This window comes from Pseudomonas sp. ES3-33, assembly GCF_000952175.1.
Classification (GTDB): domain Bacteria; phylum Pseudomonadota; class Gammaproteobacteria; order Pseudomonadales; family Pseudomonadaceae; genus Aquipseudomonas; species Aquipseudomonas gregormendelii.
This window is the reverse complement of the sequence record NZ_JZRI01000114.1, coordinates 39,187-53,736: the sequence shown is the minus strand read 5'-3', so window position 1 is coordinate 53,736 and position 14,550 is coordinate 39,187. Positions and strand designations below refer to the sequence as shown.

15 protein-coding genes are annotated in these 14,550 nt (G+C 58.0%); 3 read left to right on the top strand and 12 right to left on the bottom strand.

The annotated features are described in order from the left end of the window. Nucleotides 1–36: 36 nt before the first annotated feature. From UB23_RS19510 to UB23_RS19495, 4 genes are read right to left on the bottom strand one after another with little or no spacing between them, the layout of a single operon-like run. Nucleotides 37–1,350 carry a sensor histidine kinase gene (locus UB23_RS19510; protein ID WP_045060936.1) on the bottom strand — a complete coding sequence of 438 codons (1,314 nt, stop codon included), beginning with the start codon at nt 1,348–1,350 and terminating at the stop codon, nt 37–39. Further along, the gene (locus UB23_RS19505; protein ID WP_045060935.1) at nt 1,347–2,015 is read right to left on the bottom strand and encodes a response regulator transcription factor; all 669 of its coding nucleotides are present in this window, start codon (nt 2,013–2,015) and stop codon (nt 1,347–1,349) included. The genes UB23_RS19510 and UB23_RS19505 overlap by 4 nt, the downstream gene beginning before the upstream one ends. A 3-nt stretch (nt 2,016–2,018) precedes the next feature. Then, complete coding sequence (locus tag UB23_RS19500) at nt 2,019–2,342, bottom strand: PepSY domain-containing protein (RefSeq protein WP_045060934.1); 324 nt, start codon at nt 2,340–2,342, stop codon at nt 2,019–2,021. Continuing rightward, entirely contained in the window at nt 2,342–2,650 is a 309-nt protein-coding gene (locus tag UB23_RS19495) for a PepSY domain-containing protein (RefSeq protein ID WP_045060933.1), read from the bottom strand. The genes UB23_RS19500 and UB23_RS19495 overlap by 1 nt, the downstream gene beginning before the upstream one ends. Nucleotides 2,651–2,799: 149 nt before the next feature. Between UB23_RS19495 and UB23_RS19490 the strand changes: the two genes are divergently transcribed. The 3 genes from UB23_RS19490 (at nt 2,800) to UB23_RS19480 (ending at nt 5,725) form a co-directional block, all read left to right on the top strand. Beyond that, the gene (locus tag UB23_RS19490; RefSeq protein ID WP_045060932.1) at nt 2,800–3,879 is read left to right on the top strand and encodes a hypothetical protein; all 1,080 of its coding nucleotides are present in this window, start codon (nt 2,800–2,802) and stop codon (nt 3,877–3,879) included. Between the two features lie 257 nt (nt 3,880–4,136). Continuing rightward, a complete protein-coding gene (locus UB23_RS19485; RefSeq protein ID WP_045060931.1) occupies nt 4,137–5,309 on the top strand; it encodes a tyrosine-type recombinase/integrase in 1,173 nt (390 codons plus the stop codon). Nucleotides 5,310–5,389: 80 nt separating this feature from the next. Continuing rightward, a complete protein-coding gene (locus UB23_RS19480) occupies nt 5,390–5,725 on the top strand; it encodes a hypothetical protein (RefSeq protein ID WP_045060930.1) in 336 nt (111 codons plus the stop codon). Here UB23_RS19480 and UB23_RS19475 read toward each other — a convergent pair. From UB23_RS19475 to UB23_RS19440, 8 genes are all read right to left on the bottom strand, one after another. Continuing rightward, the gene (locus UB23_RS19475) at nt 5,709–6,134 is read right to left on the bottom strand and encodes a cell wall hydrolase (RefSeq protein WP_045060929.1); all 426 of its coding nucleotides are present in this window, start codon (nt 6,132–6,134) and stop codon (nt 5,709–5,711) included. The genes UB23_RS19480 and UB23_RS19475 overlap by 17 nt on opposite strands. A 274-nt stretch (nt 6,135–6,408) precedes the next feature. Beyond that, on the bottom strand, nt 6,409–7,560 hold the full coding sequence (locus tag UB23_RS19470; protein ID WP_045060928.1) for an acyltransferase family protein: 1,152 nt from the start codon (nt 7,558–7,560) through the stop codon (nt 6,409–6,411). 129 nt (nt 7,561–7,689) lie between these two features. Next, nucleotides 7,690–7,944: a hypothetical protein gene (locus UB23_RS19465; RefSeq protein WP_045060927.1), complete on the bottom strand. Its 255-nt coding sequence runs from the start codon at nt 7,942–7,944 to the stop codon at nt 7,690–7,692. 19 nt (nt 7,945–7,963) lie between these two features. After that, entirely contained in the window at nt 7,964–10,090 is a 2,127-nt protein-coding gene (locus UB23_RS19460; protein ID WP_045060926.1) for a hypothetical protein, read from the bottom strand. A 49-nt stretch (nt 10,091–10,139) separates the two neighbouring features. After that, a complete protein-coding gene (locus UB23_RS19455; RefSeq protein ID WP_045060925.1) occupies nt 10,140–10,595 on the bottom strand; it encodes a hypothetical protein in 456 nt (151 codons plus the stop codon). Between the two features lie 9 nt (nt 10,596–10,604). After that, nucleotides 10,605–13,676: a host specificity factor TipJ family phage tail protein gene (locus UB23_RS19450; RefSeq protein ID WP_045060924.1), complete on the bottom strand. Its 3,072-nt coding sequence runs from the start codon at nt 13,674–13,676 to the stop codon at nt 10,605–10,607. Next, nucleotides 13,673–14,056, bottom strand: coding sequence for a hypothetical protein (locus UB23_RS19445; RefSeq protein ID WP_045060923.1), 384 nt, complete (start codon nt 14,054–14,056; stop codon nt 13,673–13,675). Before UB23_RS19445 ends, UB23_RS19450 begins: the two co-directional genes overlap by 4 nt. Next, entirely contained in the window at nt 14,053–14,547 is a 495-nt protein-coding gene (locus tag UB23_RS19440; protein ID WP_045060922.1) for a DUF1833 family protein, read from the bottom strand. Before UB23_RS19440 ends, UB23_RS19445 begins: the two co-directional genes overlap by 4 nt. Nucleotides 14,548–14,550 lie beyond the last annotated feature (3 nt).

The following is a 14,550-nucleotide window of genomic DNA, read 5'->3' as shown; positions in this document are numbered from 1 at the left end:
CTGGCTCCCGCAGGGACTTTGGGGCAGTTTCAGGTCTCAGCGCCTGGGCAGTTCAATCACCACCCGCAACCCGCCCCACTCACTCTCTTCCAGGCGCAACACCCCGCCCCACGTGTCGACGATATCGCGCACGATCCCCAGCCCCAGGCCGTGCCCATCGGTTTGCTCATCCAAACGGGTGCCGCGGCTGAAGACCTGGGCCCGTTGATCCTCGGGTATTCCCGGCCCGTCATCCTCCACATCCAACTCAAACCCTGCCGTCGTCTCCACCACGCTCAAGCGCACCTCGGCATCCGCCCATTTGCAGGCGTTGTCCAGCAGGTTGCCGAGCAGTTCCAGCAGGTCTTCACGATCCCAGGGCAGTTGCAGCCCCTGGGGCGCGCGGTAGCTCAGGTGCAAATGTTCACCGTGGATCATGTTCAGCGTCGCCAGCAACCCCGGTAACTCGCCAGCGCAATCGAACAAGGCGCCCGGCAGCGCATCGCCGGACAACCTTGCGCGATTGAGCTCTCGATTGAGCCTTTGCCGGACCTGCTCCAGCTGCTCCTTGAAGATCCTGCGCAATTCGGGGTGGTCATCGAGTTTTTCACTCGAGGCCAGGCTCACCAACACCGCCAGCGGGGTTTTCAAGGAGTGACCAAGATTGCCCAGGGCATTACGCGAGCGCTTGAGGCTGTCCTCGGTGTGCGCCAGCAGATGGTTGATCTGCGCCACCAACGGCTCCAGCTCTACCGGGACCTGATCGTCCAGCTGCGAGCGCTGCCCCTGTTGCAACTGGGCGATCTGCTCGCGGGCCTTTTCCAGGGGACGCAATGCTCGACGTACGGTGACCCGTTGCAGCACCAGAATCAGCAGCAGCCCCGCCAGTCCCAGCCCGAGGCCGACCTGTTGCATGCGCAGGAAACTGTCGCGCACCGGGGTGTAGTCCTGCGCCACGCTGATGGAAATCGACTGCCCCAGCCGCCGATAGTCGGAACGCAACACCAGCAACTGCTGGCCCTCGGGCCCCAGTTGCAGGTTGCTGTGCAGCCCCGATTCAGTGAGTTGGGGAAACTCCTGGTCCCACAGGGATCGCGAGCGCCAATGTTTGTCGGCGAAGTCGATGCGGAAGTAGTGCCCGGAGAACGGCCGCTGATAGGCCGGCGCCAGGTGCCGCTCCTCCAGTTGCAAACCCTGGGGCCCACGTACCAGTGCCACCAGCAGGTTCTCGCTGTCGTTGCGCAGGCCCGCCTCAAGGTAGCGCTGCAAGCCCATTTCGAACAGCCACAGGCTGGTCTGCGCCAATACCAGGCCGACAATCACCATCACGCTGATCAGGCCCAGGCTCAAGCGGCGCTGGATCGACCTCACTTGGCTTGCCCGCCGAACAGGTAACCCTGGCCGCGACGGGTTTCGATCACGCTGCGGCCCAGCTTGCGTCGCAGATGATTGACGTGGACCTCCAGCACGTTGGAATCACGCTCTGTTTCACCGTCGTAGAGGTGCTCTGCCAGGTGGCTCTTGGACAGGATCTGTTCGGGGTGCAGCATGAAATAGCGCAGCAGGCGAAATTCCGCAGCGGTGAGCAAGATGTCGGCACCGTCCCGCGTCACACATTGGCGGCCTTCATCCAGATGCAGGCCCGCCGCCTTGAGCGTCGGCTGGTTGGCCTGGCCGTGGGAGCGGCGCAACAGCGCCTGGACGCGCAAATGCAGCTCTTCGGGGTGAAAGGGTTTGGTCAGGTAATCGTCGGCGCCGGCCTTGAGGCCTTCGATGCGTTCGGACCAGGAACCGCGCGCGGTCAGGATCAGCACGGGTGTCGACAGACCACCGGCGCGCCATTGCGCCAGCACCTCAAGCCCGGGCAAACCAGGCAGGCCAAGGTCGAGGATGATCAGGTCATAAGGCTCGCTGCTGCCCTGGTACACCGCATCGCGGCCGTCGGCCAGCCAGTCCACGGCATACCCCTGGCGGTTCAGACCGGCCATCAATTCGTCGGCCAGGGGCACGTGGTCTTCCACGAGAAGCAAGCGCATCGGTCAATCTTCCTTGTCTTTCAGTAACTGGCCAGTGGTGGCGTCGAGGTCCAGCTCGCGGACTACGCCTTCGGCGGTCAACAGTTCGACTTCATAAATGTAGACGTCGTGTTTTTCTTCAAGCTCGGCTTCCAGCAATTTGGCCCCTGGATAGCGATCCAGGGCCTGCTGCAGCAGCTGCTCCAGGGGCATGATCACCCCTTGCTGGCGCAGGCGCAGGGCTTCGTCCTGATCCAGGTCGCGGGCCATCACCACAGAGCAGAAGACCAGCAGCGCCAGCCCCACTCGGAGGCTGGCGCGCGTGCCGGACAAAAAATGCACCTTCATTACGTATCCTGTTGATCCTTGAGAACCTGCCCGCTGACAGCGTCCAATTCCATGTCCCAATCGAGACCCTGTGGGTCACGCATCTCCACCTGGTAGACGAACTTGCCGTACTCTTCTTCCAGCTCGGTCTCGGTGATGGTGGAGCCCGGGTGTTTGGACAGAGCTGTAGCATTGAGCTTCTCGAAAGACACAATGGTACCAGCGTCGCGCAGCCGCAGGGCTTCATCAGGGCCCAGGTCCCGGGCATGGGCGAGGCTGGCGGTCATGGCGACGAGGGAAGCAGTGAACAGGGCAGTCAGGGTTTTCATCGGTGTCTCCGAATTTTTTGGGTGTTGCTTACGGGAGCTACCTTAACGATTCGAACTTAACTGAAACTGAATGGCCATCATGCATTGCGCAAGGGTTTGCCTTTGAAATCTCTTATAATCGCTCCCGCTTGCCAGAATCGAGATCCGGTATGACCGCCATCCACATCAAGTTCCCCGCCCTGACCCTCAAAGCCGGCCCCCGCGCCTTTGCGCGCATCCGTGAACAAGGGCTGAGCGCCGCCGATGTCGGCACGCTGCCCGGCGCCGCCGGTGGCCCCAAAGCCCTGGGGATTCAGGGACTGGACCTGGCGTTGTTCGGTGAGTGGCTGCCGGCCGCCCCGCGGGAGCGCTCGCTGATCGGCGCCTCGGTGGGCTCCTGGCGTTTCGCCAGCGCCTGCCTGCCGGACGCCGCCGAGGGCATCCGGCGTCTCGGCCGGCTGTACACCGAGCAGGATTTCAACAAAGGCGTGACCATGGCACAGATCAGCCAGAGCTCGCGGCGCATGCTCGAGGAGCTGCTCGACGGCCGCGACTCGGCGATTCTCGATAATGCGCATTATCGGCTGAACATCATGGTGGTCAAAAGCCACGGCCGGCTTGCGCAAGACCATCGCGGTCACTTGGGCCTGGGGTTGTCGACGGTGATCGCCGACAACCTGCGCAACCGCTCGCGCCTGTCGCGGCATTTTGAACGTCTGATCATCCACGATCCACGTCTCCCCCCGCCGGTGCACCCACTGACCGATTTCCCCTCGCGCTTCGTCGCATTGAACGCCGCCAACCTGCGCCAGGCACTGCTCGCATCCGGCTCGATCCCCATGGTGATGGAAGGTGTTCGGGACCTGCCGGGCGCTGGCGCCGGAACCTTTCGCGACGGCGGCCTGCTCGACTACCACCTCGACCTGCCCTACAGCGGCAATGACATCGTGCTGTACCCGCACTTCACCGACCGGATCATTCCCGGCTGGTTCGACAAGCCCCTGCCCTGGCGCCGCGCCTGTTCGACGCGGCTGCAGGACGTGCTGTTGCTGGCACCGTCAAGGCAATATCTGGCGCGCCTGCCCTTCGGCAAGCTGCCCGACCGCAATGACTTCAAGCGCTTCATGGGCGATGCGCCAAGCCGGCAGAAGTACTGGCGCGTGGCGATGGACGAAAGCCGTCGCCTGGGCGACGAGTTCCTCGAACTGGCCGCCAACGGTCGCCTCGGCGAACGCTTGCTGACCCTTTAGTCAGGACAAGCTGTTAAACTCGCCGCCAGCCCCTATCGCTGCGGCGATCGCCACCTGACAGAGCTCAAGACACTGTGGAAATCTTCAAAGATTCCACGGTAGACTCCCGCCGAAAACCCCTCCGTTTCACGAACACCCCCACAACCCACGCACTACGCCACATCGGAGTATCACCGCGTACCACGCGATACCTTCCCAGTGGCGCCGAGTTAGTACATCATCCAGTACATTGAAAGTTGAAAGCAGAGGATGTACTAGTGGCGATCTCCGACACAGCGGCCAGGCAGGCCAAGCCGAAGGACAAGGCATACACACTTGCTGACTCGCTCGGGCTTTCCCTCTATATAGCCACCAGTGGCATCAAGAGCTGGCATTTCCGTTTTACTTGGCTTGGAAAACAGGCGCGAATTTCGTTCGGGACGTACCCGGACACCGGCCTAAAGGAAGCGCGCTCACGCAGAGACGAGGCACGCGAAGACATTGCGAACGGGATTGACCCGCGCAATTCGAGGAGGGAGAAGAAGGCCGAGATGATCGAGGCCGGGGGCCGAACCTTCCGTCGCGTGTACGACGAATGGCTGGCATTCAGGAAGGGAAGTATTTCGCCAGGGACTTACCGGATCATCAGCAACCTGATGGAGCTGGATGTGCTGCCGACTTTCGGCACACGGCAGATCGACGCAATCAAGCGCTCCGACGTCATCAGCCTGATTCGAAAGATTGAGAAGCGAGGATCCGTGGCCACCGCCGTCAAGGTGCGGCAACGAACCGGCCAGGTGTTCAGCTATGCAATCGCCGTCGGCCTGATCGAGGTCAACCCGACCGCCGAGATGCACGCCGTCACGGAAAGGATGGGGCAGCACAAGCCGCACCCCTTCCTTCCGTTCAGCGAAATGCCAAAGACCATGGCGGCTATTCAGGAGTGCTCATCCGGGCAACAACTCAGGGCGGCGCTGATGCTGATGATCTACACCGCCTCCCGCCCAGGGGAAGTCAGGCGCGCCGAGTGGTCGGAGATCGACCTCGATGCCGCCATCTGGACCACGCCGGCTGCCAAGATGAAAATGCGCAGGGACCATTCCGTCCCGCTGTCGCGCCAGGCGGTTGAAGTCCTGAAAAGCATGCTGCCCATCACCGGCCACCTGCGCTACGTCTTCATCAACCGCAGCGACTCGACAATCCCGATCGGCACCAACTACGCAAACAACGTCATGGACGCCTGCGGGCTCACCGGCAAGCAATCGCCACACGGGTTCCGGCACCTGTTCTCCACTGAGATGAACGGGCGCGGGCACAACCGCGACTGGATCGAGCGGCAACTGGCCCACGCTGACAGCAGCTTCATCCGCGACGTGTATAACCACGCGGCATACCTGGAGCAGCGCAGAGCCATGATGCAGGAGTGGGCTGACCTGGTGTCGCCTCCATAGCGCAGCTCGTCACCTACCCCTCGCCCGAACTCTTCGCCTCGATTACTGTATATCCAAACAGTATTCGAAAAGGCGTCACCGTGGACCCGTACGACATCGAAGACACCAGCGACTGGCTGGGAAGCCCTACTGAGCTCCAAACCCTGAAGCATTACGCGGGCATGCTGGAGGAAGACCTTCAAGGCGTGAGGGATCAGCTTCGCTCAGCGAAGGAAACTATCTCAGGGCTGGTAGAAATGAACGATCAGCTATCCATTGAGCTGAAGAAGGCCAGGGTCTGGATGGCAAATCTCGAAACGGAAACTTCGGCGCAGCTGGCGCAGATCCGCAGCTTGTCGCTGGTCCATGATCAAAATGAAAGCCTGCGCAGACAGCTTCAGGCGATGGATAAGGCGGGCGCTAAGGGACATCTTTGAAAAAGATGTGTTGGCCAAGCTTCAGCGTCTGCTTGGCGCCCTTCGTCCAGGTCGGTGGCTTCGGCATGGTGGTCGCGTAGTAGTGTGTCGCGCCGCCTGTTGGATCTGGCGCCGTGCCCGCCATGACCTGATCAGCAGCCTTCAAAGCCTGAGCGTATTGCGCAGCCGGTATAGGCTTTGCGCCGCTCAGGTAGGCATAGTTTGGGTCGTTCTTGTTCCAGCAACTGAATTGCCACGGCTTCAGGCAGACGCCGGCGTAGCCCTCCCCCCACCATGATTTGGTCTTGCCGTCGAATACACGGTTGCGAATCGCCCAAGCGACGGCGATCTGGCCGGCCACGCTTTCGCCGCGGGCTTCGCCCCATAGGGTGCGGGCAAGGATGTCGCGGTCTTTGTCGGTTGTGGTCATACTTTTCTCCAGGCGAAAAAAAGCCCGCATCGGCGGGCTGTGGAATTTTGTGTGCTGGTACAATTATTCATTGAAAGACATAAATCGGAGAAAGACATGCGCAACCCAGGAAATCATGGATGGTTATGGGCCTATCGGAAACTTCGCGACCGGCACTGCTCTCGCCGAACATCCTCCTATAGAGCAACCTTGTATTTCCTTCGCGGCGACACTGGGTCATGCACCAGCGAAGACAATTGGCAGAAAATACGCCTTCGCCGCGAATGATATTTGCCTACTGACCAATATAGCCAGGCTGGCGCCGCTGACGCGAAACGTTCCACGCCTGGATAACCCGCCTTCCTAGCATCTGGCCTTTAACTTCTACGTGCTTATATGTAAATGCCGAGACAGCAATAACCAAAAGAAACAAACACGCAGCAATCATGTTATTCAGTGCATCGCTGCCAGTTTGAATGTGGCGGACACCGCCGACTAATGGAGTAAGATTCACTCCAAATACTTTTTGCAGCGCAAGAAACAAATACATAACACAAATCAAAATTGCTGCATGAGTCAGATAAATCGAGTAAGAGAGCCGCCCAATTAATAAAAACACGCCACACCCGAACAACTTTGAAACCGCCCCGCGATCAAACGCAAAAACAACCACAACACAACAAAAGAGAACGCTAGAAATAATTTTCTGATATTCAAAATCAGACAGGACCACTGCAAATACTAGAAATATCAGCAAAGCCTCAAGAGCCGTAAAATATTTATAGTCAACTCTAATTCTGTTAGACAATTTAGAATAAGCAATGTGCGATAACGACCCTGCAAAAAAGCAAGATAACCCTCGAAGCGAGGCCTCAGTTAAGAAACCAACACCCAAAAACAGAAGAAAAAATGCTATTAGCGAGATCGACCACCAAGCCAGAACCCTCAACTTATCACCAAATATTAAAACAACCATGAATATCATGTACATATAATACTCAATACTTATGCTCCACGAAGGGTAATTAAATGAAAACATTTCCGTGAATTTGGTCCATGATTGAACCAACAATAAATTTGGAATTATCCCAGACGGATCGTACATTCCGGTAAACGGCTCATGAACAAAGGAGAGTCCTTTTTGATTGGCAATATACTTCCCAAGTTCAAGCACAATCAGAATAAACAGCATAAACCAATGGAGAGGGATAAGCCTGAATGTCCTAGATATGAAAAAATCCATAAATCTAACGTCTTTCTTTTTCCCGTAGGCGTGAGCCAATACAAATCCACTTAATACAAAAAAGAATTCAACAAATATGTCTGCCCTTCGAAAGAAACCAAACTCAGTAAAAGCCCCTGAAATATGAGTATGAAAAGCAACCACAAAAAGAGCACATACACCCCTGAAACTATCTAACGCATAAAATCGCTTATTATCCTTCACAACAACCCTCCTTAAAATGAATCATTTTATCACCAGCGCGAACAGTTTTGAAACTGATAACGCATTAAATGATCAAGGGGAGAGGCTGCCCCGCTAGCGGAGCAGTGTTGGGCGGCCGAGGGGAAGCGGTTAGCAGTCAGAACAGCCTTCAAACTCAGGCAGAGTCTTGAGGAACCCATAAGCCTGAGAGTATGGATTTTCCCCCTTCAAATCATAAAAGCACTCCATCATTTCGCTGGTGAACTGGTCGTGATCTGGACCAGCCCTGTAGACCACGCAAAACGAGACGCTGTCCTTGCTTGTTGAGATAGAGGGCTCACAAACACTGGCGTAGGCGCCGTCGATTTTGATCCCTCGGTATTCAATATTCACCAAAATAGCCATGTTGATTCCTTTTTATGAGTTAGACCGATGCGCCAGTCGCGTCGACCCAGAGTGTTCCGGTCCAGAAAATAGGCTTGCCGTTTGGGGTTAATGTGGTATCGAAATACATAACCCCTGGCTCGCTTGCCGTAAGGGCTGGGCGAGCGCCAGTCGTTCCTCGCTTAACCAGCCATTCAGTTGCCCTCCAGCTACCAGACCCAGTGGTAAGCGATCTATACGCTCCAGCGCCGCCATCTGATATGTTTTTTACAACAATAGAGTCGCCTCTCACCCATCCTGGCCCCACTGGAACGCCACTGCCTACTACACGGCGAGGCTTTGGAAAGCTTGCGTTCTCCATTGCCACATAAGGGCCGGAAGTTGTAGTTACCTCGACGCCATTCGCGATGCGGACGGACGCCTGGATGGAGTTGCTGACGCGCACGTCGCCAGACGCACTAATAAGCTGGCAATCACCAAGATACGATGGAGCAGCAACAGCGGCGGGAAGTGTGAAATCAAACTTATCCGAACCTGTTAGGGTTGCAGTGTCGTCGATCAGCTCTATCTTTACGTTGCCGTACGTGAAGCTGCCAGTGGTGTGTTTTACCAGCGCCTTTGTGGATCCTGTCTTGTATCGAAGTTTTAGGTCTATACGCCCAACGGACACGGCTATAGTTCCAACCTCAAACTGGAAGATTCCACCACCGTTAGCTGCAGCAGTCAGGTTTAGGGTACCGGTCAGTTCGGAGATAGTGACCGAACTGGAGGTGTTACCTGTACGGGACCGGAACGGAACGAATGCGCGGGCTGGATCATCACTGATGATGTTGTACTTGCCGATGGTGATCTGACAATCGGACACGCCAGAACTGCCATTGCAGTCGATGACAGACTTGGAGCCGAAGTTCACTTTGCCGCCACCCACAACGATCTCATCCATACAGCCGATGAAGACGCCGTGATCCACATCCATGACGCCTGCGAGATTGTAGATTGCGTTGTCAGTCGCGCCATTGATGTTGATGTCCGGAACGCTCAGCAGGGCATGGTTATTCACCAGGCCGCAGTTGATGCTGCGACCGATCACGCGGACGATGTTATCGCCACCTGAACCATCCACCGCCACAAGGCGAGGTACGGAGTCGTTATCCGAAGTACCTTTCAGGTGGTTTCGGCCTACGACAGTGATCTCGCAACCTGTACCGGTGATATTCACACCCGCCTGGTTGCCGCCTACACCAACCGGCTGCCCCGTGATGTTGTTAACGAAAGCGCGACCAATTACACGGCTGGCCGGGACGTATACGCCTGTTACGCCCTTGCCCTCAGCATCAATGTTCAGTTGAATGTATGAAGCGTCACCCCCGATGGTGACAACACGACCTATGGAGTCGAACGGGCGGATGTTTAGTTCGATGTGCGCAGTGCTCGGGAACACGACAGGGCTGGTTCGGTAGAACCGCAGGGAGCGGTCAACAACCGGGCCAGATGCGGCGGCCGCCAACAATGCGGGCTTCCAATCCCAGGTCGACGGATCTGAAGGTGTAGGCTTTACGGTGACAAGGTGCGCGTACTCCCAGGGGTTGACGGGCTGGGCGTCCAGCATGCCGCCAACATCATCGATTGTATCGACAACCGGCGCCCGCTGATGCCCTAACATTCTAGAGCCTGGCGGCAAGGCCAGTTGCTGACGCAGGGAGTTATCCCCGACCAGCTTGAAATTGACGCTTTCGGTTGCCCAGTTGCCCGCCGTAACGTACGGAGCTGAAATGGACGCAGGTACCGATGGCTTCAGCGAATAAGGCTGACCGCCGTACTCAACCGTCTGGCTGTGCGAAACAATCGAAATACCAGAGGCGTAGTTGCCCAGGGAAGTCCAGCCGGAACCCTCAAGGTACTGATTGAACACATCTTCGCGGAGGCTCTGGGAGGCATCAAACACTGCTTGCTTGTTAGCCTGCGAGGCATCGAATACCTCCTGCTTGTTAGCCTGGGCCGCCGCAAACGAAGCCTCAATGCCAGCCCATGACAGTCGGTTGACGCCTCTCCGATCTGGGTAGCTCAGCGCCGGCCCAAGCGACAAGTAATCGAGATTCTGCGAGTTGTCCTTCAGGTCTTTCGGGCTGGTCGATCCGACGGGGTTCATCGTTGCAAAAATTGTCATGCCTTTCTCCAGCATGGCGCCCGATACCGGGACGGATTGAATTTGGTTTTCATGCTTCAGGCCAATCCCGATTCAGGGCGATGTCGATGATGTCCGAGTGCAGGACGTACTCAGGACCATAATCCAGCCATTCCTTGTCGATCAGCGGACGTTTGAGCAGCCAAAGCTGGGCGGTGTAGCGCCAGTGATTCAGCTTGGTCAGATAGCCGCCCTTATAGATGTCGTCAAACTCGGCGGTGTACTTATCCAGGCCCAAAGGTGTGAGCAGCGGGCATTCGAACTTCTTTACGCCAGAGACAAGCGTGTATTCGAAAAAGGCTTCGAATATCTGCGCCTGACCGGCGTCTAGCTCCCAGATCACATTGACGAGCACCGGGACGTTCTTGAACTTGCGCCTGGCCTCGCTCCGGCCGTTGCCGAGCTTCGAGCGAGTCATGGGGCTGACCGGCTCAAGCCCGTAGTTCTCCCGCAGCGGATACGGCAGGCCTTCCGGGTAATCGATCATGGCCAATCCTTATGCGGGTGCAGTGGCGTTGTCGTAGGTGTAGACGCGGGCGTCATAGGGCATCCCCTTCATGGCCACGTTTCCGTTTGATGGATCAGACTTGGTGACCAGCACCGGGTAGGCCCACTTGCCGTCGGGTCCGAACAGGATCTGCGGCAGGTTGATGTCGTGGCTGGTGTCCGGATCGAAATCCAGATCAGCGATGAGCACCTGGTACTCATCAACTTGAGTCGCGGGATATGGCCCCGAAAGCGTGCCGTCAGGCCGGCTGAAACCGATCTTGTGAGCGCCTCCTGCTGACCAATCCAGCGGCTCGGTTGAGGTGATGACGAATCCACCGGCAACCGACTGGACATCCTCGATCTGCGCGCTCTGGCACGTGCCCGGCGCATTGCCGGCCACCGCGCAGAAGCTCAGGTAGCCCGAGTTCATGCCGGCCATGGTCGTTTCCCAGCTGTACACGTCCTGCCGGAATTTCTGATGACCGCGCCGGCGCATTCCGAACCGGTAGGCCTGGTTTCGATCTCCCACGCCTGGCAGCTTGAGCTTCTCGACTTTCTGCCCTACGTCGCCAGGCCACCGGCATTGCACGGTCTCCCATGCCCAGGTTGTGCTCGAGTAGAACTCGACATCCACACCGTCGAAATCATTGACCGATGAGTGAGGTCCGCTGATGGTCAGTGGCTTCTCGGTCATGTTCTGCGGCGAGTAGGTCTGAGTTTTCGGGCCGTATTCGCGATCGAAAGCTGCCCGAGGCTCATCTCGCACCAGGCTGACGAGTCCGTTGGTGATGGTCAGCTCAGCCCAGCCGCAGGCCAGTGCGTCGTTCAGTTGATCCTTCGCCGTGCTACCGGCGTCGATCGTTCGGTCATAGGTCTGGCCGGCACCGTAGAAAACACCGTGCAGCCGATCCCACTCCGCCAGATCAATGTCCGAATCCTCGTAGCCCAATGACTTCAGCACGTACAAGCACCATGGCACGATCTCGCGTGTAGGCTCTGGCGGCAGCCAAGTGCCGGCGTATCGCAATGGCAGCTTGCGTGTGGCCTCGACGCTTATCTGGCTCTCTGATTGCGAAGACAGGCGATCACCGCCGCGAATCTTGACCGACATAACCGTCATGCCCGGATAGCTCGCAGGTCGCACCTGGCGCAGCGCGCGGAGGTTGTACCAGTTGATATCGTCCTGCTTCTCGCTATCGATTCGCCCTGGCTGGCTGACGAAGCGCTTCTTGATCCGTGACTCCGGATTCCTCATCGGATATGGAAGGTCTGTCCAGTAGGTAAACCCCTGGGCATCACGGCTGCTACCCGCGTGATCTTTCTCGATCACGGTCCAGGGGCCGGCTACATCACCGTCGCGGAATTCAAAGGTGTGGAATGAGCGCACCTCGTAAATCTGGCCTTCACGCCCAATGCCGCAAAGCCCATTCGGGTGAAACACAGTCCACTCAAGGCGAGTGACAAGCTCGCCGTCCGGGCTGGATTTGAAAGGCCCGCGATAGCCGCCCTCAAGGTTTGAAGGATCAAGAGTGATGGTACCGTTCACCGTCTCCATCAGGTTGAAGCCCGGCCAGCCTGCATCAACCGGGCCTGCCGAAGTCAGGCGATCCACAACCATCAGCGTTGAGCTGAAGGCCGTGATCCGGTATCGCAGGCCGCGCGGGCCGATGGTTGCCAAGCCAGAACCAAGGGCCAGTCCGACAACGGGCGTCCCGCCGTCGTAGTCCAAGGTCATTTGCGCCGGAACTTCAGCCGTCCCGGTGCTGGCCGGTGTTCCAGTGGTGTTGGTCGGGCTGCTGCCGAGGATATCGGCGCCGCCGGTGGCTACCATTGTTTCGCCGCCGAAGGTGCCGAACTGGGTGATGAGCAGGCGACCAGATGAAGCGCTGGCAATGAACGGTGCGGAACCCTTAGCGGTGTTGAATGCCGAGACCAGCCCGGCAAGGTTCGTGGTTGCGGTGTTCAGGTTGACAGCGTACGGCGTGCCGCCCAGCGTCACTGTTACCGACAGCGGTGTGACGTTGAAGTCGTAGCGCGCTGGAATGCTCGATCCGAGGATGGTCGACGCGGTGCCCGATGTCGGCGGCACCGCCGGCGCGTAAGGCGTATAGCTGTTGACGACGTAGTTGCCAGCATTCGCTCCAGCCACCTCAATCAGCATACCCGGCGTTGGGTTGAGCATCTCAAGCGGGCCCTGCACGATGTCACGCCCTGCCACGCCATCCACGACGGTGTAGTTGTAAGGTGCTTGGACGCGAATCACCAGGCCGCTTTCCCAGTCATCCGGGAATGTCCCGGCGCCGGCAGGGATCGATATCGAGTCGCCATTGAACTGGTAGGCAGATGCTGTCGAAGAAGGCGCGATGCTTTTCGACTCAGTCAATTCAAGGCCTGCCGAACCGCTGGAACTGGCCCCAACTTCGCCGACGTTGTACCAGAGCATCGAGGCGGTATCGCCGAGCACACTTGCACCGGGTGGATAGACCGTCACTTGCGCATCGGCGCCCAGCGAGATCAGCGGAGTGTCGCCAACCTTTATGGTGTTGATTGGGATGTCGACTTCACCCTCAGAGACGTACAGCAGCATTTCAACCCATTGCTCGCGAGGAGCAACGAATCGTGGGCACGGCTCAGCCAGGTAGGCCGGGTAAATTTTCTGGCGACCGGCAACGTGACGAATGGTTTCGCCAAGCTTTACCTTGTTGCCTCGGGCACTGGCTTCGCGGAGCGGATCGCCCTGCTGGGTGCCAGCCGTCGATGGCATGCCGGGCATCTTGGGCATGAGCCATTTGCCGACGGCTTGCACGCCTTTGAACAGCGCGATGGCCATCGAGAAAGGGTCAGTGCCTTTCGGCTCGCGCCAGATCTGCACATGGTCAGCAGGCTTGAACTTCACCTTGTGCCACAAGTGCGGCTCGATGATTTCGCCGTTGAGCTCGATGCTGATCGGTGCGCTCTCGCGGCGCTCGTACGCTGGCGCCTGCGACATCAGCCACTCTTCCAAGGACATGCGGCGATTGGTCTTGAAGGTCGCGATCGGCGCCGAGTCGGCGATCTTGTTGGGGTAAAATTCGATCATTTGTAATACACCACTCTCGGATAATCGGATTCGAAGTCGCGCACGGTGCGAACTCGCACGCCGCCCGGGTTGGTGTCGATGACCTTCAGTCGGCCTTCGATCTCGACCACCACGCCGACGTGAGCCATCAGTTGCCCGCGAAACACTGCGGCAATCGCCCCGGGCTCGGGAGAGCACTCTTTCATGCCCTGCTTCAGCTCGCGGTAAGCCATGGTGTTATCCCGCAGGCGGTTGCGCCCAACGCTGCCCAGGCTTGGAAGCAATGGCAGGCCGAACACGCCGGTCCTGATTGCCACGCACAGGCCCCAGCAATCGAAGGCCAGCGGACCGCGTGCGCCATCCACGTATGGGGCACGCATGTAGTTGGCGAGGTCAGTCATATAAAGATGATTCCCGGTGCGATCGCAGCGGTTAGTTTTCGGCGCGGGTATTCGGTATCGAGCAGGTTGAACAGGCCGCAAGTGACAGTTGCTGTGTTCACTGGACTGTCCTCGTACTGCCGATTGAGCAGCGACAGATGCATCTTCTCTTGCGGATAGCTCAGATCGCTTTCCAGGTGCCGGCGATATGCGATCGTCACTCGAGCATCTGCTCTCTTTGCCTCTTCCAGTTTTTGCTGGACCAGGCCATTGGTGTTGTCCAGACCGATAAGCAGGTTTTGAAATGCGCTGTTGTCGCGGGACGGCAGCGCCTCTTCAAACCCCATGGCTGTGAAAAGCACCGCCCGCCCATCCTCGGTGCCCAAGATGTAGTCGTCATAGCCGGCGCAGAACCGGATCGACTCAGGCCAGATGCTGCACATCGCCTCGATCGAGTTGATGATCATGTCGCTACCCGCAGAGGCGTAGCAGATGGCGATTGGGTTGCTCATGCG

What these genes read in the sequence shown, in the direction of transcription:
- UB23_RS19505 (WP_045060935.1), bottom strand. Translation starts at nt 2,015, where the DNA reads ATGCGCTTGCTTCTCGTGGAAGACCACGTGCCCCTGGCCGACGAATTG.
- UB23_RS19500 (WP_045060934.1), bottom strand. Translation starts at nt 2,342, where the DNA reads ATGAAGGTGCATTTTTTGTCCGGCACGCGCGCCAGCCTCCGAGTGGGG.
- UB23_RS19495 (WP_045060933.1), bottom strand. Translation starts at nt 2,650, where the DNA reads ATGAAAACCCTGACTGCCCTGTTCACTGCTTCCCTCGTCGCCATGACC.
- UB23_RS19490 (WP_045060932.1), top strand. Translation starts at nt 2,800, where the DNA reads ATGACCGCCATCCACATCAAGTTCCCCGCCCTGACCCTCAAAGCCGGC.
- UB23_RS19475 (WP_045060929.1), bottom strand. Translation starts at nt 6,134, where the DNA reads ATGACCACAACCGACAAAGACCGCGACATCCTTGCCCGCACCCTATGG.
- UB23_RS19465 (WP_045060927.1), bottom strand. Translation starts at nt 7,944, where the DNA reads ATGGCTATTTTGGTGAATATTGAATACCGAGGGATCAAAATCGACGGC.
- UB23_RS19460 (WP_045060926.1), bottom strand. Translation starts at nt 10,090, where the DNA reads ATGACAATTTTTGCAACGATGAACCCCGTCGGATCGACCAGCCCGAAA.
- UB23_RS19455 (WP_045060925.1), bottom strand. Translation starts at nt 10,595, where the DNA reads ATGATCGATTACCCGGAAGGCCTGCCGTATCCGCTGCGGGAGAACTAC.
- UB23_RS19450 (WP_045060924.1), bottom strand. Translation starts at nt 13,676, where the DNA reads ATGATCGAATTTTACCCCAACAAGATCGCCGACTCGGCGCCGATCGCG.
- UB23_RS19445 (WP_045060923.1), bottom strand. Translation starts at nt 14,056, where the DNA reads ATGACTGACCTCGCCAACTACATGCGTGCCCCATACGTGGATGGCGCA.
- UB23_RS19440 (WP_045060922.1), bottom strand. Translation starts at nt 14,547, where the DNA reads ATGAGCAACCCAATCGCCATCTGCTACGCCTCTGCGGGTAGCGACATG.